The organism is Paracoccus sp. MBLB3053 (genome assembly GCF_031822435.1).
Lineage (GTDB): Bacteria > Pseudomonadota > Alphaproteobacteria > Rhodobacterales > Rhodobacteraceae > Paracoccus > Paracoccus aurantius.
The window spans coordinates 2038967-2060307 of sequence record NZ_JAVQLW010000001.1 but is presented as its reverse complement, the minus strand read 5'-3'; the positions used below and the strand labels follow the sequence as shown (position 1 = coordinate 2060307).

The following is a 21341-nucleotide window of genomic DNA, read 5'->3' as shown; positions in this document are numbered from 1 at the left end:
GTTGACACGAAAATCGTGCCAACCCTTGCATAGCCTGCACGATGAGCGGCCCTTGCTGCGCTCGGCTACCCCTATAGCGGGGCATATGCTGACAGCCATCATCGCGCGTTACGCGCACGGCAATCAGCGCGTTTTGACGCCCATCGCAGCTAGCATCTTCGGCATATCGGGAATGGCGCTGTCTGCCACGGCATAGGCCTTCGGGCGCAGGATACCGGCGTCAACCTTCGGTGGCGGCACGAACTCTTTTTTCAGATGAATGCCCCGCAGGCAGCGGAACGCCGGACTTAGCACCAGCGCAAGATCAGCGAAGTCGAAGACCAGCAGGCCGGAATTGTCGTCAGCCTCGGCCACCATCTGCATGTCGAGATCCTGCGCGTCGATAAACTGGGCAAGAAGCATCGCCTCTTTAAGATCGGACTGACCGCCGGTCGCATTCAGCGCGTCAACGAGACCCTCGCAGACCGCTTGTTCGGCTTTATCCTCGGTGACGATGGTCATGTTGCCATTGCGGAACTGGTTCAGCGCCAAAACCGTGAACAGCGCGAAATTGCTGACCGGCATCGCCTGCTTGTAACAGGTGGCGGTGGTGACGATCAGCCCTTGCTTGACCCCGCCGATCTCACCGCGCCGGAAGCTGTCATAGGCATATCCGAGGGCGATTTGCGCTGCATGGATGACACGCCGTTTACTGGATAGCTCGCGCATCAATGCCTCCGCGAAAGTTGGCTTTCTTTGCCATGCCCCGTGGCACCAGAAGCGGCGCGAGGATGCGGATTTCGCCTTCCTGCCGCAGCCGTGCCGCGACCTGCTTCAACTGGTGGTCATAGCGATAGAAGAACTCGGCGGTGGCGCAGATGACTTGGTTGCGCTCGTCGGTGGTCAGAACGGTGTCATGCAGGACTGAAACGTCCGACTCCGACAGCAGGCCGCTGGTCTCGAAGAACTGCCGCTTCATCATGCTTCGGCGTTGGTCTTTCGGCAAAAGCGCCACGGGGCCAAGTGCTGACAGCGCATTCACCTTGCGGCGCAGGAATGTCGGCACTTCATCTGAGAACTGGGTGCCCATGACGGTCGGCTTGAGGTGAACCATCATCGACCCGTAATGCTTGCCCGTATGGTCGTGGCGCACCAGCGACAGGCAGGCAGCAATGCCGTGGGAAAGCTCGTGGTTGATATCAGACTGCATTGTCTTGGCTCCTTGCACGGCGGCGCACCATTTCATTGGCTTCGATGCGCAGTCGGTCATACAGGGCGATCTTCTCGACCAAGATGCTGAACCACTTCTGGTTGCTTTGCAGGAAGGTCAGCGTGGAGAAGATCAGGGCGTCACAATCCGAAGGCTTCACCGTTGCTTGCTGGAGAAACCGCATGTCGTCTTTCGACAGGACACCCGAACTGAGGTAAGTGCCGTATCGGACCATGCGCCTGACCTCATCTAGTGGCAGCAGCGCGATTGGGCCGAGTGATGCCAGCGCCCGCACCTTGACCTTGATATGTTCTTCGGTGCTTTTGCCGAACGTCATAGACAGCTTGTCCGGCGTCAGATCAAACACCAGATCGCCATATCCGCGCCGGTTCATGTTATGCAGCGCAAAGCAGCCAGCAAAAGCGCGGCTGACGTTGCGCTCGGTCTTGATACGCAATGCGGGGTCAATGTTGAGCACGTGAACGGCCTCCTTTGACTGCGGCTGTCAGAACAGCACCGGCCGGGCCGTCCACCGAGGCGCGATGACGCATGAACGATACCGCGTAGCTGCTCATGCCGGTCTTCAGGGCTTTGAGACGGGCCGTGGTCGCGCTCAGGTAAAGCGCATCTGGTGCATGTGCAGCGGTCTGTTTCAGCGCGGTGCCAAGGTCGCTGATCTGTGCCTTGAGACCGTCCATCTGCCGCTGCATTTCGGCAAGCTGCGTCGCATGTAACGCCCGCTCGTCTTTGATGAGCAGCGCCATCGCTTCCATCATCGCGTTCCGGCTGGCCTCGTGGCGCTTGATCGTCAGATATGGGGTTTTTGCAGGAACAGGCAGCGATCCAGCGGCTTTGGCGCGGTCGCGGGCTTCCCAAGGTGCCTCGGTCATTCTGCACCCTCCTGCATGATTTTGGCCACGGCCTGAGCGGCAGCGTCGTTTTTGGCGTCTATCGCGGCCTCGCGCTGGCGGCTGGCTTCCAGTGCAAGAAGCGTCTGGGACTGCCTGTGCCGTTTCTCGTTGCGCTTCTCGTGCCGCGACATGCGGCGCTGCGACACAGCGTCCTCGACCAGTTGCGCTGCACCAAGGACCGTGATGCCTTTCGGCCAGTCCCTCGGTAGCCAGTCTTTGAGACCGGCGTCTGCAAATCGCTTCTGCGCAATGCTGTGACCGGCTGTCGCGGCATAGGCCGCGCCGACGCAACGCCGTGCTTCAGTCTCGGCGGCTGAGACGCGCTTTTCGGCGGTGGTGACGTCTAGCGCCAGCGTCACCTGCATCTCCTTAAGCTGCGACACCAGCGGCCCAAGATCGGCCTCGGCGGCTTCGGGGTCGAAGCTGCGCAGGCTGTCGGCGGCGGCCCTGATCTCAAGCGACGTGGCCAGCACAGGCTCGGCGGCGAGGCTGGCCGGATAGCTGATGCCGTTGCCTTCGAGGATGCCGACAGCCACGCGATGGGCTTCGAGCAGACGCTTTGCCCCATCCAGCACGGCCTTGGCCTCGCGGAACCCGTCAAGGGCGCGAGAGGCGGCAGCTACATCGGCGGATGGGGAAATGGTGTCGCCGTCCTCAAGATCACGAGCGGTCTTGGCAGCGGCGTCACGGGCAAACTTCGCGGCATTTTGAGTGAACGCGGCAGATAGTTTTACCGAGGTTCCGTCTTTTAGGGTGACGGTGGGCAGGATAATCGGAATGGGTTGGTTTCGCATAGGGTCAATCCCGCTATGAATGCTGCAAACATTATAGCAAGACGACCTCATACATATAGCAAAGACTGCGGCGGATTAATAAGAAACGCAGGTATGGAAACTCGAATAAGTCGATCCGTATCCTCTGATATATCCAGTGGTGGTTACGGTCGAGCAGCGCGGCATTGCGTCGATCTTTTTCCGCGTTTCACGAATGGAATTGAGGCGATCCTTGTCCGCGTATTCCGCCATAGCCTTTTTGTCTGTCAGCATCATGGCATCTTCGACTTCGTGCATATTCCCGCAAGCAGAAAGCCACGCAACGGAAATAGCCACGAAGGCTGCACGGATTAACACTTGCCTTGCTCCTTAATTGCATTGCTAAAGCAAGTTTTTAGCAGATCCAATATCGCCGCAAGCCAAATAAGAAGGGCGCAATCGGATTTTCCAAATGCGCCCCGTGGTTGGTTTATTCGTCTTGGTTTTCTTCGCGCCACTTAACCAAAAGGTCTAGCGGATATTCTATCCTTCCGTGCTTCTTTACGAATGGAGGCCCCTTCCCTCCTATGCGCCGCCATTTCCGCAATTGGTCGTCTGTTTGCTTTCCGAGAAACTCGGCGGCTTCCTTTGACCTGAGCCATTTCCGGCCCGCCAGCGCATTGAGACGAGCAATCTCTGCGGAAACGGCCTCAGCATCGGTGCGCGCCGGAGGCTTCAACAGCATGAGTTCGATGCGATTTGAAGTCCGGTCAACCTTCGCCTTCTCCGACTTGGAAAGTGAGCTGCAAGACCCTTCCTTCGGCCATCCGGTCAGTTCCTCGTTCATGGTATCCTCCTTTAGCAGCGAGCACAGAATGGACCTTGGCCGCAGCTTCCGCTAGGTCTTCATGCGTCGGATGGACGTAGCTTTTGCCCAGTGCAGGCAAAGTATGCGCCATGAGGGCCTCACCCATTGCCCAGTTGCCTAAAACCTTATGTGCGGCGGTTGCAAAATGCTTCCGCAGCCGCGACGCCAGCCATGCGCCAGGTAACTTGTAGTCGCCAATCCGACCGCCAGTGCTTGGCGACGGGAATACGAACTCGCTACCGAGGTGGCTGACGCGGGCTATAACTTCGAGCAGTTGGTCTGTGAGCGGGCAAAAGAACTCGTTCGGAACTTTCATGAAGTCTGCTGGAACAAGGAAGCCTGCCGGCTGGAAATCGTCGCCTTCCATGAACCAAGACCAGCGTAGCTCGCGCACCGTGCGAGGGCGCATTCCGGTGAAATAGACGAAATCGAGGAACGCCTGCTTCACCGGCTCATTTGTCGCCCGTGCAATCGCAGCGTGGTGTTCGTGCAAAGACCTCTCGCTGATGTCATAGCGCTTCGGAACGTATTTCCCGCGCTTCTTGTCCTTGGCATAAAGTCCAGGCGAACGCGGGAGGTGATGGAAGTGGTCGCGGCTGTGGAGGTAGATCGAGTTCATCGTCTTCACGCAGGCGTCGGCAATGAACTTGTTCTTCTCCTTCATCGTGCGATACCAAGCCTTCACCTCGTCGATTGACTTTGACAGTTCAACCATGCGCCTTTTGCCAAACTTCGGCTCAAGATGGTTCGCCCACACGCTGGCGTAGTAGCTGCGCGTGGCCGCTCGATCATAGTTTTGAACGGCCAACGCGAACCCGTCAGCCAGAGTCAGCGTTTCCATCGCGGCATCTGACTGAAGCTGACTGAGAGTTCCATCGATGAACTGCTTCGCCCATTGCGTCGCCAGTTCCTGTGCCTGTGCCAGCGACAAACTCCCGACTGCTCCCAGCTTCTTCGTGAGGAATTCGCCATTGTGGAACTTCTCGACCACGAACGAAAGCGACCGCTTGTTGGCATAGACCTTCAGAACGGCATTCTCCGAATCATGGTGCACTTCTCGGGTTGCATTTCTCGCAAAAGGAATCTTCGCCAGCCCTTCTTCGCCTGTGAAGACGTGCCGCTCGCGCTTCCGCCCAGTTTTTCCGCTGAAACTCATACCAAATACTCCCTCTCAACCGAGGGGATTTTAGTCGTTCCAAAACAGTCACTTGTCCAGCGTTTGCCTGCGAAATCAGCGCCTTGCGCACAACAAAGCACAACCGCGCACACCCAGTCACAAAAATAATCTGACCGTTTGATAAAAAAACGGACCTGTGTCAGCCTGATTCCCATAAGAACAAGCAAGCAGGGAGGTCATGCCAATGACCAACAGCCAGCTCACGCCCGGCGTGGTGCCGGGGCGTTTGCGCGCGAACGACTACGCCGCGAATTTTACAGACGTCGCTCCACCGCTTCAGTCGAACGAGGCGCGCATTGCGGCGGACAGGTGCTATTTCTGCTATGACGCGCCCTGCGTCACCGCCTGCCCCACCTCAATCGACATTCCCTTGTTCATCCGCCAGATCGCCACCGGCACGGCGGACGCAGCCGCGCTGACCATCTTTCACCAGAATATTCTTGGAGGCATCTGCGCCCGCGTCTGCCCGACCGAGAACCTGTGTGAAGGTTCCTGTGTGCGCATGGAGGCCGAAGGCAAGCCGGTGGAAATCGGGGCGCTGCAACGCTATGCGACCGACCACTTGATGGCGCAGGGCGAACATCCATTCCAACGCGGCCCGGCAACGGGCAAGCGCATCGCCGTCGTCGGTGCCGGGCCCGCCGGACTTTCGGCAGCACATCGCTTGGCGGCCAAGGGCCATGACGTGACTGTATTCGACGCGCGTCCCAAGGCGGGCGGCCTGAACGAATATGGAATTGCAAGCTACAAGGCCGTTGACGGCTTTGCAGCGCGCGAAGTCGACTGGCTCATGGGCATCGGCGGGATCACCCTTGAAAGCGGCAAGGCCTTGGGGCGCGATTTCACGCTTGAAAGCCTGCGCAGCGAATACGATGCCGTCTTCCTGGGGCTTGGCCTGCAAGGCGTGAACGCAATGCGAGCCGAGGGTGAAGAGCGCGCGAATGTCGATCATGCCGTCGACTTCATCCGCGAGCTTCGTCAGGCGAAGGATCTCTCCGGCCTTCCCGTGGGCAGGGATGTCGTCGTCATCGGCGGCGGCATGACTGCAGTCGATGCTGCGGTGCAGGCAAAGCTTCTGGGTGCGCAGAACGTCACGATCGTCTATCGTCGCGAACGTGAGCGCATGTCTGCCAGCCAGCACGAGCGGGATCATGCCACCCATAGCGGCGTGCGCATCATCTGCAACGCCGCACCGCTGAAAGTTCATGGCAACGGGGCGGTGCGTGAGGTCGAGTTCATGTTTACCCGCGAAGGCGCGAACGGTCTCGAAGATACCGGCGAGCGCTTCCGCCTTCCGGCGGATCAGCTTCTGCGCGCGATCGGCCAGAAGCTTGACGGCGCACCTGAAGGGCTCGCGGTCGCAGGCGGCAAGATCGACGTCACCGGACCCGGGCGGACATCGCTTTCCGGCGTCTGGGCCGGGGGGGATTGTGCCGTGGGCGGCGACGACCTGACCGTCACCGCGGTAGCCGAGGGCCGCGACGCGGCCGAAGATATCCACGCGAAACTGATGGGGGCCGCTCATGGCTGATCTGCGCTCGAATTTCGTGGGGATCAAATCCCCGAACCCGTTCTGGCTGGCTTCCGCGCCACCCACCGACAAAGAGGTGAATGTCCGCCGTGCCTTCCAGGCCGGCTGGGGCGGCGTCGTCTGGAAGACGCTGGGCAGCGAAGGCCCGCCCGTCGTCAACGTCAACGGACCGCGCTACGGAGTCGTCTATGGCGCCGACCGCCGGGTTCTCGGCATCAACAATATCGAGCTGATCACCGACCGCCCGCTCGAGGTCAATCTGCGCGAGATCAAGTCGGTCAAGCGGGACTATCCCGACCGCGCGCTGGTCATCAGCCTGATGGTCCCCTGCGACGAGGAAAGCTGGAAGGCGATCCTGAAGCAGGTCGAGGATACCGGCGCAGACGGGGTCGAGCTGAATTTCGGCTGCCCGCATGGCATGGCCGAACGCGGCATGGGCTCGGCCGTGGGCCAGGTCCCGGAATATATCGAGATGGTCACGCGCTGGGTCAAACAGCATTCGCGCATGCCCTGCATCGTCAAGCTGACCCCGAACATCACCGATGTCCGCAAGCCAGCCGAGGCCGCCAAGCGCGGCGGGGCGGATGCGGTCAGCCTGATCAACACGGTGAACTCGATCACCTCGGTCGATCTGGACCTTTTTGCGCCGCAACCCACGATCGACGGCAAGGGCAGCCACGGCGGATATTGCGGCCCGGCAGTGAAACCGATCGCGCTGAACATGGTGGCCGAGATCGCGCGCAATCCGGCGACGGCCGGACTGCCGATCTCCGGCATCGGCGGCATCACCACCTGGCGAGACGCGGCCGAATTCATGGCACTGGGCGCCGGCAACGTGCAAGTCTGCACTGCCGCCATGACCTATGGGTTCAAGATCGTCCAGGAAATGATCTCGGGCCTGCGCGAATATCTCGATGAAAAGGAGATCGGCCTTTCAGATCTCGTCGGCCGCGCGGTTCCCAATGTCACTGATTGGCAATACCTGAACCTCAATTACACGACCAAGGCGGTGATCGATCAGGACGCCTGCATCAAGTGCGGCCGTTGCTACGCCGCATGCGAGGACACCTCGCACCAGGCCATCGCGATGGGGCCGGGGCGCGTCTTTTCGGTCAAGGAAGAGGAATGCGTCGCCTGCAATCTTTGCCTTGACGTCTGCCCGGTCGAGAATTGCATCACCATGCGCGAGCTGGCTATCGGCGAGATCGACGCAAGAACCGGCAACCCCGTCCGCCCCTATGCAAACTGGACGACCCATCCCAATAATCCCATGGCTCAGGCAGCCGAATGAAACTCTCGAAAAGGGGGCTCCGGCCCCCTTGCCCATCCTGTCGCTTCACGCTAGTTCCGTGCGGTCGGAGGAGTGGCAGAGTGGTTTAATGCACCGGTCTTGAAAACCGACGTGGGGGCAACTCCACCGTGGGTTCGAATCCCACCTCCTCCGCCATCATATCCGGCAATGCGTTGATTTTACTTAAAAAATTACCCAGATCATCAGCCGGTCCCCACAGTTGTTCCCCCACCTGATTTGAGAATATGCGAGACGGCTCGGGAAGGATGTTCCCTCCTTTGACGGGGCATTACCTCGAGGCTGACCTGCCCGTCTCACAGTTTTTCACGACCGAGCTCAGGGAATCTAGGTCGCGCTGGATATCGATGGAGAAGCTGATCGCCACCGAGTTAAGTTCGGCGATGATCTTTCGTCCGACCTTTCCTCCGATCAGCATCGCCTCGATTGCCACGGTGATCGCCTCAAGTTGCACCGCTTTGTGCTGAATGTTGCCAAGGTGCTGCTCCAACTCACATGGCATGGGAGCACCATCAAGCCGCTCTGTCGGCGCTATCAGGTCGGGTGGATTCATATGGGTCATAGGTTTCTACTCGCGGTCTGAACCGGCTTCTCAGGGCCGGGGAACTTCGGCAATTTCTTGCACAAGTTCCAATGCCAGCGATCGGCACTGGCGCCGGGAGTCTGAGAACATGTCCGCGAGAACATGCGCCACGGCCTTCCCCTTTCGGGTCTTGCATAACCGTGGCACTCCCGGCATAGTGGTGCCGGTCACGCCCACGGCAAATGGGCGCGCTATATTCAGAGGGGCCGATGCCCGGCAAGGCTGGTCACTCTTATCGCGGTTGAAGCGCCATCCCCGGCAAGGGACCGCTTCGGGAGTTCTCAGGCTCCGCGATTAGGCGACATCCAACATGACGACATGGTCAAGTCTGCCCCTCGGGGCGGCCGCTTGACATTGCTCTGCGCCTGCCGAAGCATTCAATCTTTGACCTATCCAGAGTTTGAGGTGCGCCTTTGGCGATGACAGTCGAGACGCGAGCGGCCCGTCTGGTCGCGGCGCTGGAAAATTCCGGCGTCAAGGTAGCGAGCGTGACAATCAAAGACGGCGAGATCAAGGTAACTCTGCGCGACGGCGACGAACGAGAGGTAGATCCCTTTGATTTAGTTGATTGGCGAAGAGAGCCTTCCAGAAAAAAGAATAGCAATTAGGTAGTGTGGCATGGTTCAGAAAACGCTTAATTTCGAAAATTTGCATCAGGCAGTGCAATACCTCGCTGACCAGATATCGAAACTGTCGGAGCGGCTTGATAAGGCCGAAACCGAAGTGTTGGCCGCCCGGACCGTTCTTTCATGGATGATCAAAGTTGATGATGCACGAGAAGGAACAACGAGGGCTATGCTGGAGGATATGCTTTCTCAATGGAAGAGCGTCGTCTTCTCGCGTGACGAAGAAGTTGACGAGCCAGTTGCTTTTCGCGAGAGACTTGAAAACATTTCTCAGGAAATTCAAAAGATTATTGCGGAGAACGCAGCGCCAAGACCTGCCCTCAAAGTGATTGACGGTGATAAAAGGGAGCCGCCCGCTTGAGTCTTGGCCTTCGGAGGGCAACGCTTTATCGGGCTAGCCCCATAAATACCCCCCACCCTGCAACCCAAGAGGCAACCGTCATGGATAGACGCCCCACGCCCAAGGAATCCAAAGCCCTCCGGTACTTCATGATCAACACGATAGAAGACCCGGCAAACTTTCCGGGAGTGGGGAAAGTGACGTGGGCAAATATGGTCGCGCAGGGATGGGTTAGGTGGGTCTCATCACCAGTGACGAATGAGGAAGGCTATATGATCACCGAAGCTGGAATAACCGCGTCAGGTGAAATGCCGCAGCCTCGGAGGTAACTCATGTTGACGCTAGATGCACCGGAAGATCCGCCGTTCGAAATTCCGCCCGAGGTTCTGAAGCGTGCGAATGACTGGAGATTCGTTTTCAAGTTCGCGCATCGCGTGCATTACGTCTTGGGACTGGTCGGTGTGGTTTGCGGAGCGCTCACGCCTCTTCATTGGGAACACGCCAAGTATTTCGGGGTTGTCGCGGGTCTTTGCGCGGCCATTCTTGCATTTGTACAGCCAATGCAAATTTACCGTCGATATGCGATAGCGTGGCGAATTTTAGATTCAGCAATTTTGAGGGCCAAGAGCGGCAAACTCTCCTTGGAAAACTTATTGGATGCCGTCGAGCAAGGTGAACGGCAGCTTTCCAGTGATGAGCGACCAGAGCCCTCAGACCCCAAATGATCGGAGCCGGGAACGCAGATCCCCTGCGCCATCCCGGCCCCTTGCCCCAACGCGGGCCATCCGGCCTAGCCGGTCGGGCAAGCCCCAGGTATGAACTGTGCCTGCCTGCGCCACGCCCCTGGAGGGAAGGCTGCGCCGTGACGGGGTTTGTGGGCCATGTCATGACCGGGCACTCACCGTCTTACCCCAGATGCTTCAACCGCCATGGCGGGATAAGGTGCATCCAACCCTAATCATCCCATCATCGCGTCCAGCAGCGCGGTTGTGATGGGCATCTGAGATATCTGCGGCAGGACCTTCACCCCGTCCGGCGCCTTGGTCCGGGCATAGGCGTGATCCAACCAGGCGGCATCCATCGCGATCAGGATCTCGACGTGCCGCGGCTCCAGCGGCAGGCGCATCAACTGGCACCACGCCGCGATCTCCGAGGGCTGGATCGGGTTCGGCCCGGCCGGGTTATAGGTGCGCGTGCCAGAGAGGCCCTGAAAGGCGTTCCACAGGTCCCGGCCAGCCTCGGGCGGATATGCCTTCTTGCCGGTGAGTGACGCCTTCACAGCGGCGCAGAGTTGCTTCTTGAGCCTGTCCATCAGAACCGCCTTTTCCTTGAATTGGCTACCCAATCGGCAGCGTTGCGTTCCGAGACCTGGAGCGTCTGGCGCTGATGCGCGCTGGAGATCGCGCCGGCCCGCTTGTCCACGAACGCGGTCAGGTTGCCGCTGTTGGGGTCCACGCCGACCGTCACATGCACGTCGGTCGAGCCGCCGCCGGAACTGCCCGACGAGCCTTTCGTGTGGTCGGTCACGGTCTCGCGCGGGTGCATGACGGCGAGGAAGCCGCCCTTACCATCGAGGCCACCAGAGCGGGAACCGTTGCCGGTGTAGCCGCCACCATCCATCGACAGGAGCGAACCGATCACGCCGAGGAAACCGCCGCCGCCCGCGCTCGCGAGGCCTGCCAGCGACTTCTGGATCTGCACCTGGATGATCTGCTGGATCAGTTGGATCACCGCCTCTTTCGCTGAGTCGGCCCCCTCCAGCGCGGAACTGAATATGCTGGCGACGGCATCGGCCCCGGCCTTGCCCTGCTCTTGCACCTGCTTCAGGCGATCGGCCGCATCCTCGGCGCTTTGCCCCGCGCGGGCATAGGCCTGTGCCAACTGGTCAATCTGCGCCACCAGTTCCGGCGTGATCGCGCGTCCCTCTTCCTGCGCTGCTGCCAAGAGCCGGGCCTTCTCGCTGGCATAGGCCATCACGTCGCCATAGGTCTCGCCGCTCGCAGCGGCTGCCGTGAGCACCTGCGCCTCGATGATCAGCGCATCCGTGCGTTCCTTGATCTGCTGCACGTCACGGTCGAAGCCCTTGAGGCTGTCGCTGCCCTTGCTCTTGCCCTTCGATCCGCCGCCCTTCTTGCCGGACGCGGATCGGGTCGCATCGCCTGCGAGCGCCGATTGGGCAAAGCTCTGCACCTCGGCGTCGGTCAGCGTCGCGCCCATCTCCTTGGCCCGCTTGCGCACCTCGGCCATTTCGCGTTCGAGGGCGACCTGTTCCTTGGTCGCGGAGTTCCGCGCCTCTTCAGACGCCGTGAACTTGTCATTCGCCTCGGTCATCGCTTCGGCGCTGTCCATGGATGCCTGCTCGGCCGCGTGACGGTCGCGCATGGCCTTGAGGCTCGTCTGATCCGCCGAGACACCGGCCGCACTGGCGAGCGCGTTCTTCATCTGGTTCGCGAGGGAGATGATGCCCGAGATCACCCCGCCGAGCCTGCCAAGCTGGCTGATGACACCCTCGAAGCTCACGCGCTCCCCGGCTTCCAGTTCCTCAAAGGCCTCCCGCGCCTTCGACTGGAGATCGCCGAGTTTCACGGCGAAGTCGTCGCCGCTGATTTCACCCTCGCGGAAGGATCGCACCACCTCGTCCATCTCGGCCGAGATCTGGCGCAGGGCATCGGCAGCACCGTCATAGCCCCAGGCATCGAGCTTGCCGATCGCGTCACGCATCGCCATTCCGGCCGAGGTCGCTTCCTCGGTCAGGGATTGATACTGGCCTTCGAGGGTGCCGAGCGCGACGGCGTTCCCGTCCACCGCATCCCGGTTGCGTTCCAGCGCGTCGAATACCTCGTCGCCAAGGATCGCGCGGCCCTGTTTCTCGTTGTCGAAGATCTCATCGAGCTTCGCGCGCAGGTCGGTGATTTCCACCGCAGCTTCCGCCGCCTCGACAATCACCCGCTTGAAGAAGCTGCTCGCGCTGGTCTGCAAGTCGCGGAAGCGCCGGTCGAGATCCTCGGCCCGGGCAATCAATTCGTCATCGAAGACGGCGCCGGTCTCGTGCGCGCGGGCGATGGTGTCGCGCAGCGCGCCTTCGCCTTGCCCGAGCAGTTCCACGAAGCGTTCGCCACCCGTGCCGCCGAAGATCTCATCGGCAATGCGGATCTGTGCCGCCTTATCCAGCCCTTCGAGCCGCTGCATGATTTCCAGCATCAGGGCCGAGGGGTCCTTGAGCTTCTTCTTCAGGTCTTCGGCACGAAATCCGAGACGCCCGAAAGCCTCTGCCGCAGGGCCAACACCGGTCGTTATGAACTCGTCGGCACGCAGCGAGAGTTCCTTGAAGCCGTCCACCAGCGCATCGACGCTGATCCGGTTCTGATCGGCCACGTATTTCCATTCCTGGAAGGCCTGCGCCGAGATGCCGGCACGCTTGGCCTCGTTGCCGATCTCGGCCATGCCGCGCACCACCTCACGCGAACTGCCGACCACCTCGGCCAGACCACCCACCGCAACACCGCCGAGAAAGCCCCCGGCCAGAGCCTTGCCGAGGCTGCCCACGCTGCCCGCCACGCTGGCGACCGATTGCCGGATATTCGCGGCAGAGCGGGCCATGTCCTGTTCCATCTGCCGGGTTGCCGAGCGCGAGCCACGGCGCAGCCCCTGATAGGTCCGCGTGCCCACCTGGTTGGCGCGTTGCATCGACTTCTCGAACTGGTTGATGCGCGCCTCTAGGGCCACCACAAGGCGTTCGTCATCTGCCATATTTGCCTCCTATACGGGCGACCAAAGGTCTTCGGTGAACCAGCTAGCGCTGGTCGTCAGGGCGTTTTCATTGGTGGAGGCGCGGGCCACAGCCATGGCCGAGGCCACCGCGCCATCGATCGAAAGCCAGCGCTTGGGCTTGGTGAACTTCACGACATGGCCGTGGTCGTTGCGCTTCACCACGACATTGGCAAAGCAGTGCCGCAGCACCGGGTGCCCGCCGTGGAAGAACTCGCCACCGAGCAGTGCCCGCTCCAGTTCGAGGACCGCAGGCATCATGAGCGAAGGCACCTGCCGGAAGTCCACCGCCGGCAAACCGGCCTCCAGGATCTTCGGCTGCACCTGCCGCGCCATGTGCGGGTCGAAGGCGATCTCCTGCACGTTCAATTCGGCGCAGAGGTCGATGATCTTGGTCTCGATCTCCTGATAGTCGATGACGCTGCCTTCGGTGGCGGTGATCAGCCCTTCCTCGTGCCACGCCTGATACGGCGCCCCGGAACGATCCTCGCGCGCGCTGATGCCGTCGTCATCGTCCAGAGGGCCGTCGTCGGTCTTGTCGATTGCCTCCAGCGGGCAGAAGAACCACGGCTTGACGACATAGCCCTCGGCCCGGCGCCAGCAGGCGACGATCACCGAGAGGTCCACGGTCGAGGACAGGTCCACCGCCAGCCAGCAGGGTTCATCCCTGAGCGCGTCCAGATCGAAGTCCTTGGCCCCGGCATCGTAGATATCCATGTCCACGAAGGGATCGGTCGAAGCGTCGAGCCAGATGTTCAGCTTCAACTGCTTGAAGGATTGCCGGTCGCCCACGCTGCGCTGCGAGCGCTTGGCGTGGCGCCGGAAGCCCGCAAGGCTCGGATAGCCATGCTGCAAGCCGGGGTTCACCCGGTGCCAAAGTTCCTCGTCTTCCCAATCCTCGCGGCGCTCGGCCTCGAACAGAATGGGCAGGATGGACGGATCATCGACCTTGCCCCGCGCGACATTGCGGGCGTCCTCAAAGAACTCCCAGGCGAGATTGTCCTGCCCCCGCCCGGCCGTCGAGGCGACGACAAGCAAGCTGTCATCGATCTTCTCAAGCCCGGTGGTCAGGGCTTCCCAGAGATCGCGGCCCTTCCAGATATGGATCTCGTCGGCCAGCACGAAGCCGGGCGTCCGGCCATGCTGCGGCCCGCCATCCCCGGAGATCACCTCCAGATAGGATGCTTCCTTGCGATAGAGCAGCTTCTTCGGCGCGTTATGCGCGTCATAGATATTGACCGCCGAGACCAGCCGCTTGTCTTCGCGGATGATGCCCGCCGCCTCGCGAAAGCCGATGCCGGCCTGCTTGCGATCGGCTGCGGCAAAGATCGCCTCGCCGCCCGGCCTGCGCTCAGGGCCGATGGTGTGCAGGAGCGCCAGAGCCGCCGATAGAGAGGTCTTTCTGTTGCCGCGCGGCAGGAGCAAGGCCACCGTGTTGACGATGCGCGTGCCGTCCTCGTGGCGCGGGCCGTAGATCCGGCGCACGATCCGTTCCTGCCACGGGTCCAGCTGGAAAGCACGGTGCGGCAGGATCGACTTCGGATGCCGCAGGGCGCGCAGGAACTGCACCGCCCGTTCGCCATGGCCGTAAGGGTCCGGGATCTCCGAGCCGTCATAGATCCATTCCGGGAAGGTGCCGGCCATCAGAGAAGCCCCAGCGGGTTCGGGCTGTCGTCCTGGTCCTCGTCCTCACGGATCGCGGGGCGCGAGCGTGACACGGGCGTGAGGCCCAGTTCGGCGGCAAGCTGCCGCGCCGAGGCCATCGCCTTGTCCTGCACCCGGATCAGCTTCAGCATCATCTCGGCATCTTCTTCGGACTGGATCTTGGCTTCGGTATCGCGCACCCGGCCGATGCAGATGCAGTAATTCTCCAGGCCCCCGAGATCGGCATCGGTCAAGATGCGGCGCTCGGTCAGGATCGGCATCACCCGGTCCCATTCCTTGCGGGCTTCCTCGGCCAGCCAGTCGGGCGCGGTGAGAGAACGCAAGATTGCGTCGTCATCTTGCCGCATCTGAGGCTTGGTGCCCTTCATCCCGGCCACCTCACGCAGCGCAGTTCCACGCCCTTGCGGCGCCCGATCGGCGTCACCTGCTTGATGTTGAAGGGCTGGCCTTTCCAGACGAGCCGGTGCTTCGGGGTGATGCCGTCGAAGTTGCGGGCGCGGAAGATCACCAGTTCCTCGTCGCTGGCGCCAAAGCCGCGAATGAACTCCTCGGTGCTCTGGTCCACCCGTTCGGCGCGAAGCTCGGCCACCCGGCCCCAGATCTCGACCGGCGTCCCGGCATCGTTGATGTCCGTGGTGGCCCGCTCGATGCGGATGGTTTCAATAAGCGTGCCCGACCTCATGCCACCGCCTCCGACACAAGCACCTCGACCACGACCACCCCGTGCGAATGCTCGCCATCGGGATCGCGCAGGAAGCGCATCGAGGACACCAGGGCATCGGCGCAATGCAGCCCCGGGGCAAGCGTCAGCCGGGCGGAATGGATCGCGCGCCGGATGTTCCCGGCAATCACCTTCACGCCTTCCAGCGAGGGTTCCTTCTTCCAGACATGCAGCGTGTGATAGACGCGGGTATGCGTGCGGCGCAGGCTGGTTTCCTCGTCCACGGCCTGACTGTCACCCAGAAGGATCGCGGGCAGCACCGAAGGGCGTTGGTTGCTGTCGAGGATCTGCGCCGGGGTCACGCCCACGCCGAAGGTCGTCAGGCGCGCGCGAATGGCTTTCTGCACTTCGAGATCGACGCTCATTTCGCCTCCCTGATTGCCTTGCCGATCGCCCGCTTGATGCTGCTCATGGCGCGTTTGCGACCGAGGCGGAAGCCCGGCCAGAAGAAAGGCTGCGCCGCGTGATGCGAGGTGCCGTATTCCTGAAGGTGCGGATAGCGCACATCGGTGTTGCCCACGGTGATCAGCGCCTGGTTCGGCTGCACGATCACCGACCCGCCCGGCTGCGAATAAGCAGGGGTCGCCTCTCCCGGCCCGGTCACGACAATACTCGACTTGAGGTCAGGCGCGCTCGTTGCGGGATCGTCCGGGGCAAGTCCGCGCTGGATCTCGGCCACACCGTTCGCGGCTTTGACCAGAGCAGGCTTCACCGCCTGACGCGCTGCGCGGGGAATTGCTTCCATGCGCTGCTGGAACCGGGCAAGGCCACCGTCATCAGCCATCAGAAGGTCCACTCGCGATATTCGTTGATCAGATCGGTCACGCCGAAGGGCAGGACGCGGTTCATGTCGGTCGCGGCCTCGCGGTTCTCGAACCACCACGCGGCAAGCTGCCTCACGGCTTCAAGGAGCGAGGCAGGCACGTTCGACGCCACCGGGTCCCCGGCGTTGGTGACGGGGAAGCGCTCGCGCATCCGGTAGCCGAGCAGCCGGTCGATATGGTTTTCGGCCGCATCGATCTTCGACTGAATCAGGCCGTCATCGTCATCCTGATCGGAGGTGAGGCCGAGTTGGTTCTTCAGTTCGCCGAGCGGGATAAGGCTGTCGGGCATGTCAGGCCTCCGATCGTGTGATGGGCGCGTGATGCGGCTGGAGATCGACCTGCAGCTTCATCACCGAGTTGGCGGCATCGAAGACTTCGGAAATCGCAGTGACGAGCGCGAACCAGCTTCGGCTCCGAACGCCGTCCGGCATCAACAGGCGGAACGGGTAATGCTCGACCGCGTGCGCCGCCTGCCAGAGCAGGATCTGCCCCACGTCCTCGGGATCGTTGCCCAGGATGATCTGCATTGGCAGCGTCCGGCGTGATTGCTTGGCATGGGCGATGACATTGCCCGCACCACCGGCCATATGCGCCAGGTCGGCTTCCGCCATTTCCCATTCGATGCCGACCAGCCCCAGCGCCTCGGTCTCTCCGATCTCGACCCAGCCAGACGCGGGCAGCGCCCCCGGTTCGAGCGCGGGGGCGTCTGCGATGAAGAAGCGTGTGCCAGCGGTCGGGTAAAGCACGGCTTAGGCCTCGGCCGCGTCAACCTTGACGATGTTCGAGTTCACCCAAAGCGAGATGTTCAGCTTCATCACCGAGTTGGCGCTGTCATATTGCTCGGTGGCTGCCGCGACCTTGGCGACGAAGTAGCGCTCCGACGGCGTGCCACCGGCCGGCGCATCGTTCAGCACCATCTTGATTGCATAGTCATGCGGGGTCTTTTCCGCCGCGATCACCGCTGCCTGCCCGAGGTCGTCGGGGTCGATGCCGCAGACGATCTCCATCGTGCCCGCATTGCGCGTGCCCTTGAGGCGTCGGGTGCGCGACGAGTTGATGCCGTCGAAGGCGATCTCGGCCGAGGTGTCGCCGACCGTGCCAAGGCCCTCGGTCTCGCCGATTTCCACCCAGCCGGTGGTCGGGAAGTCCGAGAGAATGAAGTCGCTGGATTTGGCGGCGAGAGCAGCACCAATGTAGATGCGCGTGCCGTTCGTTGCGTAGATGGTCATTGCTGAACCTTTCCAGAATGACGGCGCTCCTCACGTTGCTTCGCGCCGGAATGACAGGGAGTGCAGAGGCGGGACCAGTTGGTCTTGTCCCAGAAGAGCTTCTGGTCGCCTCGGTGCGGGATCTTGTGATCGACCACGGCCGCGCGGGGCTTGCTCAGGTCGAGATACTTGCCGCAGCGCGAGCAGTAGGGGCAGCGTTCCAGAAAGGCCTTGCTGGCCCGCTCCCATTCCCGCGTGTAACCGCGTTGGCTGCTGGACGGCCGGGCCTTGTCGAACTTGGCCTTGCGGGCCGCGTCACGCTTCGCCTGGCACGCGCAGCGGCTGCCCGAAGGCACCTGCTTGCCGCACGAACACAGGCGAGGCGCGCGCGCCGGCATCAGGCGGCCGGGCGGCTGTAGGGCGAGATGATCGCCGTTGCGCCTGCCGCGATGCTGGTGCCGCTGGCCCGGGTCAGGGAGAAGCGGACATAGCGCTTGTAGCCGCGATAGCCGAGCCGGTAGACGCTCGTCGCCGCCAGCGTGGCCGGGGCGTTGCTGTCCATTTCGTCGGCTGCAACTGCGGTCCAGCCGGTCGAACCGTCATCGCTTTCCTGTAGGGTCGCTCCGAAGTCGCCGGAACCGGCAATGGCCCCGGTGTTGACCACGAAGGCCACGCGGCCCGCGCCAAGCAGATCGATCGCCGGGCCTTGCGCTGCTGCGGTCTGAACGGCCGGGGCGAGCGCCTGGAAGGCCGCGATGTTCGAGTAAAGGTCACGCATCGGTCATGCTCCTCAGCTGGTCGCCATGCGAAGTTTGCGGAAGCGCGCGGCTTGCAGCACACCGCCGCCGACACGCCGGGTCGCGTGAATGCGGGTGATGCCGTTCGTGGCGCGGGTGTAGGGATCGACAAGGACCGACATCTGCGTGCGGTCGATGATCCGGTAGGCCGAGAAGTCGCCGTAGATGATCGGGAAGGCGTCTGCCTCGACATCGGGCATGTCCACCATTTCCACCACCGGGCGACCGAGGATGGTTTCGGGCTGGCCCGCCTGATAGCTCGGCTGCCACAGGAAGTTGCCCTGTCCATCCTTCAGCTTGCGCAGGACGCCAAGCGTGGTGCCGTTCATCGCCCAGGCGCCGCGATTGCGATAGGTCGCGGGCAGCGCATAGAGCAGCGTGATCAGGGCATCTGCCGAGAGGTTCGTGGCGTGGCCGTTCGCCGTGCTGAGAATGTCCTCGTTGACCATGAAGCCTTCGGGTTCCAGCACACCCTCGCCCCAGACGAAGGCCGTCGCCTCTTTCTGTCCGAAGTCCTCGGCGAGGGCGAGGCGCACTTCGGTTTCGGCCTGCGGCGCGTCTTGCAGCAGGCGGTTCGAGATATCCACGAAGGTGGCAAGCTCTTTCGGCTCCAGTTCCTTCTGGCCGAAGCTGATATCCGACTCTGTGCGGGTCTGCGTCTCACCCACCCAGCGGGCATTGGTGGTGTCGCCGCGCGTCGGGTAGACGACCGAGGGCGCGCTGGTCGAGCGAACCGAAGAGACCGAACGGATCGGCGAGAACTCGATCAGGTCGCGAATGATCTCCGAGGACAGTTCCGGCGGGGCCAGATAGCCGCCTTGCGGGTCGCTGGCGACGATCAGGGCCTTGCGATCGGCTTCGGGGATCTGGCCGCCGAGACGCAGGTAATTGGCAAATGCCTTGCGCTCTTCGGTGGGTTCGTTCTCGGCCTTGGTCTCACCCTGCGGGCGGTTCATCTTCGCCTCGATCTTGTCGAGACGCGCGACGAGCGCCGAGGGGTCGGCCTTCTTCTCCAGTTCGGTCATCTTGGCTTCCAGCGCCGCAATGTCCGGGGTTTCGGTGGTGTCCGTCATGTCCATTTCCTTTGCTGACGTGATCCGCGCGCCGGGATGGGCAGGCACCGCCACCACGCTGATTTCGAGAAGTTCGAGGTCGCTGATCACGCGACCGCCGCCCTTGCGCGGCAGGGCCTTGCGAGAGGCAAAGCCAATCGACAGGCCGCGAAGCGCACCTGCCTGGATCAGCGAGCGAACCTCGGCCGCACGCTGCACATCGTTGACGAGAAGCCGTCCCTTGACGGTCAGACCCTCGGAGGTTTCTGCGATCTCGTCCCAGACGCCGACCGTGTCCTTCTGATCGTGGCTGGCGAGCATCGGCAGGGGCGGCAGGGCCTTGGAGAAAGCGCCACGCTCGATCACGTCGCCCACGCGGTCAGCCGAGCCGAAAGGCCACGCGATGCCGGTGATCGCGCCTGCCTCGTCCACGCTGATCTGCGCCTTGATTTCGATCCGGTCCATCAGCGCCCCCTGAAAGCGGCGCGGTCAGAGGCAAAGCCATCGACCTGCTGCTGCACCCAGAGCGCCGCCTTGAGGAAGCGCAGGACATTGGCATGGGTGAAGGGAACCTGCTCGCCGTCCTCTTGGACATTCCAGCCCAGCACGCAGCGGGCCAGCGAATTGAGCCGGGCCTTTTCGCGGCTGATCGCGGACACCCGGCCTTCGTCATCCGCCATTTCGGCCAGGTCATCGACCATCTGAAGCCGGGCGCGCGCTTGCGTGGCGCTGTCCGGTCCCGCGATGCGAAGCGTGATGCCGATCGTCTTGCCGGTCACAGGGTCGAGCAGGTCGAAATCCCGCCCCCGGTCCTGATCCTGCGCATCGGCGAGAATGTCATTCAGTTGCATTGTCGTCCTCGGGGTTGCGCTCAGATTTGAGCGGATCGGCAGAACCTGTGGCAGGCTCAGGTTTCGCCGCGCTGATGTTCGGGTTCAGGAACTCGTCACCGCCATCGCGGGGCGGCAGGCCAAGCCATTCCCGGCCCTCGTTGGGGTTGATGGTCTGGCTGGCGATGAGGCTGTTGATGGTCGTGGCGCGCGTGGCGAGATCCGCCCGCGTCAGGTCGTCGCGATCGAAGCGGATGACGTGGTTCTGACGTTCTTGGTCATTGAACAGGGCGCGGCGCAGCGCCCCTTCGAGGCCACGAAGCCAAGGTTCCAAGGTGTAGCTCAGGAACTCGCGGCCCTTCTGCTCGCTATTGCTCCAGGTCGCCCGGCTCAGGTCGCCGACCATCGGGGCAGGGATATTGAAGCAGCGGGCGATCTCCTCGATCTGGAAGCGGCGGTTTTCGAGAAACTGCGCATCGGTCGAGTTGAACGTGAACGGCTCGAAGGTCATCCCGTCGAACAGGAAGGCGGTTCGGCCCTGATCCTCGCCCTCATGTGCGACACGCCAAGCAGCCCGAGCGGCCTTGATCGCTTCTTCGCCCATGCCCTTCGGGATCAGCAGCGCGCCGGAAGGACGGGCACCACGGCCGAAGAGCTTGGCCGCGTGACGGTCGAGCGCCAAGGCAATCCCGATCGCCTCACGGGCCAGGGTCAGCGGCGACCGTTCCAGAGGCGGCAGCAGGTGGATCACGTCGCGCGCCACGATGGGCCGATTGCCGAGGTTGTATTTCCGCTCGCCGGTTTCCAGGTCGATGTCGAATTGCAGCACCGCGCGGCGGTAGCGGATGATCTCGCGCGGCTCGCCACCGATGCGGTTCACCCAAGCCAGCCCGCCACGGTCATCCATCAGGGCGTCCCTGACGATCTGCCGGATCATCTCGAAGCCGGATGTCCAGTCGTTCGACTCGTTGCGCAGCAGGCTGAGAAGGGGATGGTCGGGCACATCGATCTCGGTCTCGCCCTCGATGCGCTTCACGTAGATATCCAGCGAGGCCACCGCCTCGGAGATCAGCTGGATCGCATTCGCCACCACGGGCACCTGCATTGCGTCCGTTTGGGACACCACGATGCCGGTGGAGGTCGCCTCGGTCAGGCCGAAAGCCGCCAGCAACGCCTGATCCGGCGACGCC

29 protein-coding genes and 1 tRNA gene are annotated in these 21341 nt (G+C 62.2%); 6 read left to right on the top strand and 24 right to left on the bottom strand.

The features are described 5' to 3' along the window. Positions 1–123: 123 nt before the first annotated feature. The 8 genes from RGQ15_RS10345 to RGQ15_RS10310 form a co-directional block, all read right to left on the bottom strand. A complete protein-coding gene (locus RGQ15_RS10345; protein ID WP_311160140.1) occupies positions 124–708 on the bottom strand; it encodes a hypothetical protein in 585 nt (194 codons plus the stop codon). Then, positions 689–1189, bottom strand: coding sequence for a hypothetical protein (locus RGQ15_RS10340; RefSeq protein WP_311160139.1), 501 nt, complete (start codon positions 1187–1189; stop codon positions 689–691). Before RGQ15_RS10340 ends, RGQ15_RS10345 begins: the two co-directional genes overlap by 20 nt. Then, entirely contained in the window at positions 1179–1667 is a 489-nt protein-coding gene (locus RGQ15_RS10335) for a hypothetical protein (RefSeq protein WP_311160138.1), read from the bottom strand. Before RGQ15_RS10335 ends, RGQ15_RS10340 begins: the two co-directional genes overlap by 11 nt. After that, the gene (locus RGQ15_RS10330; protein ID WP_311160137.1) at positions 1654–2079 is read right to left on the bottom strand and encodes a hypothetical protein; all 426 of its coding nucleotides are present in this window, start codon (positions 2077–2079) and stop codon (positions 1654–1656) included. Before RGQ15_RS10330 ends, RGQ15_RS10335 begins: the two co-directional genes overlap by 14 nt. Next, positions 2076–2894, bottom strand: a complete 819-nt coding sequence (locus tag RGQ15_RS10325; protein ID WP_311160136.1) for a hypothetical protein — start codon at positions 2892–2894, stop codon at positions 2076–2078. The genes RGQ15_RS10330 and RGQ15_RS10325 overlap by 4 nt, the downstream gene beginning before the upstream one ends. Before the next feature lie 75 nt (positions 2895–2969). Continuing rightward, positions 2970–3230 (bottom strand): hypothetical protein, encoded by a 261-nt coding sequence (locus RGQ15_RS10320; protein ID WP_311160135.1) that lies wholly within the window; start codon positions 3228–3230, stop codon positions 2970–2972. 112 nt (positions 3231–3342) lie between these two features. Continuing rightward, positions 3343–3699, bottom strand: coding sequence for a hypothetical protein (locus RGQ15_RS10315; RefSeq protein ID WP_311160134.1), 357 nt, complete (start codon positions 3697–3699; stop codon positions 3343–3345). Beyond that, a complete protein-coding gene (locus RGQ15_RS10310; protein WP_311160133.1) occupies positions 3623–4876 on the bottom strand; it encodes a hypothetical protein in 1254 nt (417 codons plus the stop codon). The genes RGQ15_RS10315 and RGQ15_RS10310 overlap by 77 nt, the downstream gene beginning before the upstream one ends. 205 nt (positions 4877–5081) lie before the next feature. Here RGQ15_RS10310 and RGQ15_RS10305 point away from each other — a divergent pair, with 205 nt between their 5' ends. From RGQ15_RS10305 to RGQ15_RS10295, 3 genes are all read left to right on the top strand, one after another. After that, on the top strand, positions 5082–6428 hold the full coding sequence (locus RGQ15_RS10305) for an NAD(P)-dependent oxidoreductase (RefSeq protein ID WP_311160131.1): 1347 nt from the start codon (positions 5082–5084) through the stop codon (positions 6426–6428). Beyond that, the gene (gene preA, locus RGQ15_RS10300; protein WP_311160130.1) at positions 6421–7719 is read left to right on the top strand and encodes an NAD-dependent dihydropyrimidine dehydrogenase subunit PreA; all 1299 of its coding nucleotides are present in this window, start codon (positions 6421–6423) and stop codon (positions 7717–7719) included. Before RGQ15_RS10305 ends, preA begins: the two co-directional genes overlap by 8 nt. Before the next feature lie 66 nt (positions 7720–7785). Continuing rightward, positions 7786–7875 (top strand) — tRNA-Ser (locus tag RGQ15_RS10295). 133 nt (positions 7876–8008) lie between these two features. On the opposite strand, the gene RGQ15_RS10290 is transcribed toward RGQ15_RS10295, so the two are convergent. After that, positions 8009–8299 (bottom strand): hypothetical protein, encoded by a 291-nt coding sequence (locus RGQ15_RS10290; protein ID WP_311160129.1) that lies wholly within the window; start codon positions 8297–8299, stop codon positions 8009–8011. A gap of 440 nt (positions 8300–8739) precedes the next feature. Here RGQ15_RS10290 and RGQ15_RS10285 point away from each other — a divergent pair, with 440 nt between their 5' ends. The 3 genes from RGQ15_RS10285 to RGQ15_RS10275 all read left to right on the top strand — a co-directional run bounded on the left by RGQ15_RS10285 (position 8740) and on the right by RGQ15_RS10275 (position 10011). Then, positions 8740–8928 carry a hypothetical protein gene (locus RGQ15_RS10285; protein ID WP_311160128.1) on the top strand — a complete coding sequence of 63 codons (189 nt, stop codon included), beginning with the start codon at positions 8740–8742 and terminating at the stop codon, positions 8926–8928. Between the two features lie 10 nt (positions 8929–8938). Beyond that, positions 8939–9307 (top strand): hypothetical protein, encoded by a 369-nt coding sequence (locus tag RGQ15_RS10280; protein WP_311160127.1) that lies wholly within the window; start codon positions 8939–8941, stop codon positions 9305–9307. A gap of 311 nt (positions 9308–9618) precedes the next feature. Further along, positions 9619–10011, top strand: coding sequence for a hypothetical protein (locus tag RGQ15_RS10275; RefSeq protein WP_311160126.1), 393 nt, complete (start codon positions 9619–9621; stop codon positions 10009–10011). Between the two features lie 233 nt (positions 10012–10244). Here RGQ15_RS10275 and RGQ15_RS10270 read toward each other — a convergent pair whose 3' ends face one another. The 15 genes from RGQ15_RS10270 to RGQ15_RS10200 are packed head-to-tail and all read right to left on the bottom strand — an operon-like array spanning position 10245 to position 21322. After that, positions 10245–10598, bottom strand: coding sequence for a phage tail assembly chaperone (locus RGQ15_RS10270; RefSeq protein ID WP_311160125.1), 354 nt, complete (start codon positions 10596–10598; stop codon positions 10245–10247). Further along, on the bottom strand, positions 10598–13036 hold the full coding sequence (locus RGQ15_RS10265) for a phage tail tape measure protein (RefSeq protein WP_311160124.1): 2439 nt from the start codon (positions 13034–13036) through the stop codon (positions 10598–10600). Before RGQ15_RS10265 ends, RGQ15_RS10270 begins: the two co-directional genes overlap by 1 nt. Before the next feature lie 9 nt (positions 13037–13045). After that, positions 13046–14698, bottom strand: a complete 1653-nt coding sequence (locus RGQ15_RS10260; protein ID WP_311160123.1) for a terminase large subunit — start codon at positions 14696–14698, stop codon at positions 13046–13048. Next, the gene (locus tag RGQ15_RS10255; protein WP_311160122.1) at positions 14698–15087 is read right to left on the bottom strand and encodes a phage terminase small subunit P27 family; all 390 of its coding nucleotides are present in this window, start codon (positions 15085–15087) and stop codon (positions 14698–14700) included. Before RGQ15_RS10255 ends, RGQ15_RS10260 begins: the two co-directional genes overlap by 1 nt. Then, positions 15084–15401: a head-tail adaptor protein gene (locus tag RGQ15_RS10250; protein ID WP_311160121.1), complete on the bottom strand. Its 318-nt coding sequence runs from the start codon at positions 15399–15401 to the stop codon at positions 15084–15086. Before RGQ15_RS10250 ends, RGQ15_RS10255 begins: the two co-directional genes overlap by 4 nt. Continuing rightward, positions 15398–15805: a DUF3168 domain-containing protein gene (locus RGQ15_RS10245; protein ID WP_311160120.1), complete on the bottom strand. Its 408-nt coding sequence runs from the start codon at positions 15803–15805 to the stop codon at positions 15398–15400. The genes RGQ15_RS10250 and RGQ15_RS10245 overlap by 4 nt, the downstream gene beginning before the upstream one ends. Continuing rightward, a complete protein-coding gene (locus tag RGQ15_RS10240; RefSeq protein ID WP_311160119.1) occupies positions 15802–16224 on the bottom strand; it encodes an HK97-gp10 family putative phage morphogenesis protein in 423 nt (140 codons plus the stop codon). Before RGQ15_RS10240 ends, RGQ15_RS10245 begins: the two co-directional genes overlap by 4 nt. Then, complete coding sequence (locus tag RGQ15_RS10235; RefSeq protein ID WP_311160118.1) at positions 16224–16553, bottom strand: head-tail connector protein; 330 nt, start codon at positions 16551–16553, stop codon at positions 16224–16226. The genes RGQ15_RS10240 and RGQ15_RS10235 overlap by 1 nt, the downstream gene beginning before the upstream one ends. Before the next feature lies 1 nt (position 16554). Next, positions 16555–17010: a hypothetical protein gene (locus tag RGQ15_RS10230; protein ID WP_311160117.1), complete on the bottom strand. Its 456-nt coding sequence runs from the start codon at positions 17008–17010 to the stop codon at positions 16555–16557. A gap of 3 nt (positions 17011–17013) precedes the next feature. After that, complete coding sequence (locus RGQ15_RS10225) at positions 17014–17493, bottom strand: hypothetical protein (protein ID WP_311160116.1); 480 nt, start codon at positions 17491–17493, stop codon at positions 17014–17016. Then, positions 17490–17870, bottom strand: coding sequence for an HNH endonuclease signature motif containing protein (locus RGQ15_RS10220; RefSeq protein ID WP_311160114.1), 381 nt, complete (start codon positions 17868–17870; stop codon positions 17490–17492). The genes RGQ15_RS10225 and RGQ15_RS10220 overlap by 4 nt, the downstream gene beginning before the upstream one ends. Beyond that, positions 17870–18250 (bottom strand): hypothetical protein, encoded by a 381-nt coding sequence (locus RGQ15_RS10215; protein ID WP_311160113.1) that lies wholly within the window; start codon positions 18248–18250, stop codon positions 17870–17872. The genes RGQ15_RS10220 and RGQ15_RS10215 overlap by 1 nt, the downstream gene beginning before the upstream one ends. A gap of 12 nt (positions 18251–18262) precedes the next feature. Further along, positions 18263–19786 (bottom strand): phage major capsid protein, encoded by a 1524-nt coding sequence (locus tag RGQ15_RS10210; RefSeq protein WP_311160112.1) that lies wholly within the window; start codon positions 19784–19786, stop codon positions 18263–18265. Next, positions 19786–20172, bottom strand: coding sequence for a hypothetical protein (locus RGQ15_RS10205; protein ID WP_311160111.1), 387 nt, complete (start codon positions 20170–20172; stop codon positions 19786–19788). The genes RGQ15_RS10210 and RGQ15_RS10205 overlap by 1 nt, the downstream gene beginning before the upstream one ends. Next, a complete protein-coding gene (locus RGQ15_RS10200; protein WP_311160110.1) occupies positions 20159–21322 on the bottom strand; it encodes a phage portal protein in 1164 nt (387 codons plus the stop codon). Before RGQ15_RS10200 ends, RGQ15_RS10205 begins: the two co-directional genes overlap by 14 nt. Positions 21323–21341 lie beyond the last annotated feature (19 nt).

Coding starts and splice junctions, on each gene's coding strand:
- RGQ15_RS10345 (WP_311160140.1), bottom strand. CDS start 708: ATGCGCGAGCTATCCAGTAAACGGCGTGTCATCCATGCAGCGCAAATC.
- RGQ15_RS10340 (WP_311160139.1), bottom strand. CDS start 1,189: ATGCAGTCTGATATCAACCACGAGCTTTCCCACGGCATTGCTGCCTGC.
- RGQ15_RS10330 (WP_311160137.1), bottom strand. CDS start 2,079: ATGACCGAGGCACCTTGGGAAGCCCGCGACCGCGCCAAAGCCGCTGGA.
- RGQ15_RS10325 (WP_311160136.1), bottom strand. CDS start 2,894: ATGCGAAACCAACCCATTCCGATTATCCTGCCCACCGTCACCCTAAAA.
- RGQ15_RS10315 (WP_311160134.1), bottom strand. CDS start 3,699: ATGAACGAGGAACTGACCGGATGGCCGAAGGAAGGGTCTTGCAGCTCA.
- RGQ15_RS10310 (WP_311160133.1), bottom strand. CDS start 4,876: ATGAGTTTCAGCGGAAAAACTGGGCGGAAGCGCGAGCGGCACGTCTTC.
- RGQ15_RS10305 (WP_311160131.1), top strand. CDS start 5,082: ATGACCAACAGCCAGCTCACGCCCGGCGTGGTGCCGGGGCGTTTGCGC.
- preA (WP_311160130.1), top strand. CDS start 6,421: ATGGCTGATCTGCGCTCGAATTTCGTGGGGATCAAATCCCCGAACCCG.
- RGQ15_RS10290 (WP_311160129.1), bottom strand. CDS start 8,299: ATGACCCATATGAATCCACCCGACCTGATAGCGCCGACAGAGCGGCTT.
- RGQ15_RS10285 (WP_311160128.1), top strand. CDS start 8,740: ATGACAGTCGAGACGCGAGCGGCCCGTCTGGTCGCGGCGCTGGAAAAT.
- RGQ15_RS10280 (WP_311160127.1), top strand. CDS start 8,939: ATGGTTCAGAAAACGCTTAATTTCGAAAATTTGCATCAGGCAGTGCAA.
- RGQ15_RS10275 (WP_311160126.1), top strand. CDS start 9,619: ATGTTGACGCTAGATGCACCGGAAGATCCGCCGTTCGAAATTCCGCCC.
- RGQ15_RS10270 (WP_311160125.1), bottom strand. CDS start 10,598: ATGGACAGGCTCAAGAAGCAACTCTGCGCCGCTGTGAAGGCGTCACTC.
- RGQ15_RS10265 (WP_311160124.1), bottom strand. CDS start 13,036: ATGGCAGATGACGAACGCCTTGTGGTGGCCCTAGAGGCGCGCATCAAC.
- RGQ15_RS10260 (WP_311160123.1), bottom strand. CDS start 14,698: ATGGCCGGCACCTTCCCGGAATGGATCTATGACGGCTCGGAGATCCCG.
- RGQ15_RS10255 (WP_311160122.1), bottom strand. CDS start 15,087: ATGAAGGGCACCAAGCCTCAGATGCGGCAAGATGACGACGCAATCTTG.
- RGQ15_RS10250 (WP_311160121.1), bottom strand. CDS start 15,401: ATGAGGTCGGGCACGCTTATTGAAACCATCCGCATCGAGCGGGCCACC.
- RGQ15_RS10245 (WP_311160120.1), bottom strand. CDS start 15,805: ATGAGCGTCGATCTCGAAGTGCAGAAAGCCATTCGCGCGCGCCTGACG.
- RGQ15_RS10240 (WP_311160119.1), bottom strand. CDS start 16,224: ATGGCTGATGACGGTGGCCTTGCCCGGTTCCAGCAGCGCATGGAAGCA.
- RGQ15_RS10235 (WP_311160118.1), bottom strand. CDS start 16,553: ATGCCCGACAGCCTTATCCCGCTCGGCGAACTGAAGAACCAACTCGGC.
- RGQ15_RS10225 (WP_311160116.1), bottom strand. CDS start 17,493: ATGACCATCTACGCAACGAACGGCACGCGCATCTACATTGGTGCTGCT.
- RGQ15_RS10220 (WP_311160114.1), bottom strand. CDS start 17,870: ATGCCGGCGCGCGCGCCTCGCCTGTGTTCGTGCGGCAAGCAGGTGCCT.
- RGQ15_RS10215 (WP_311160113.1), bottom strand. CDS start 18,250: ATGCGTGACCTTTACTCGAACATCGCGGCCTTCCAGGCGCTCGCCCCG.
- RGQ15_RS10210 (WP_311160112.1), bottom strand. CDS start 19,786: ATGGACCGGATCGAAATCAAGGCGCAGATCAGCGTGGACGAGGCAGGC.
- RGQ15_RS10205 (WP_311160111.1), bottom strand. CDS start 20,172: ATGCAACTGAATGACATTCTCGCCGATGCGCAGGATCAGGACCGGGGG.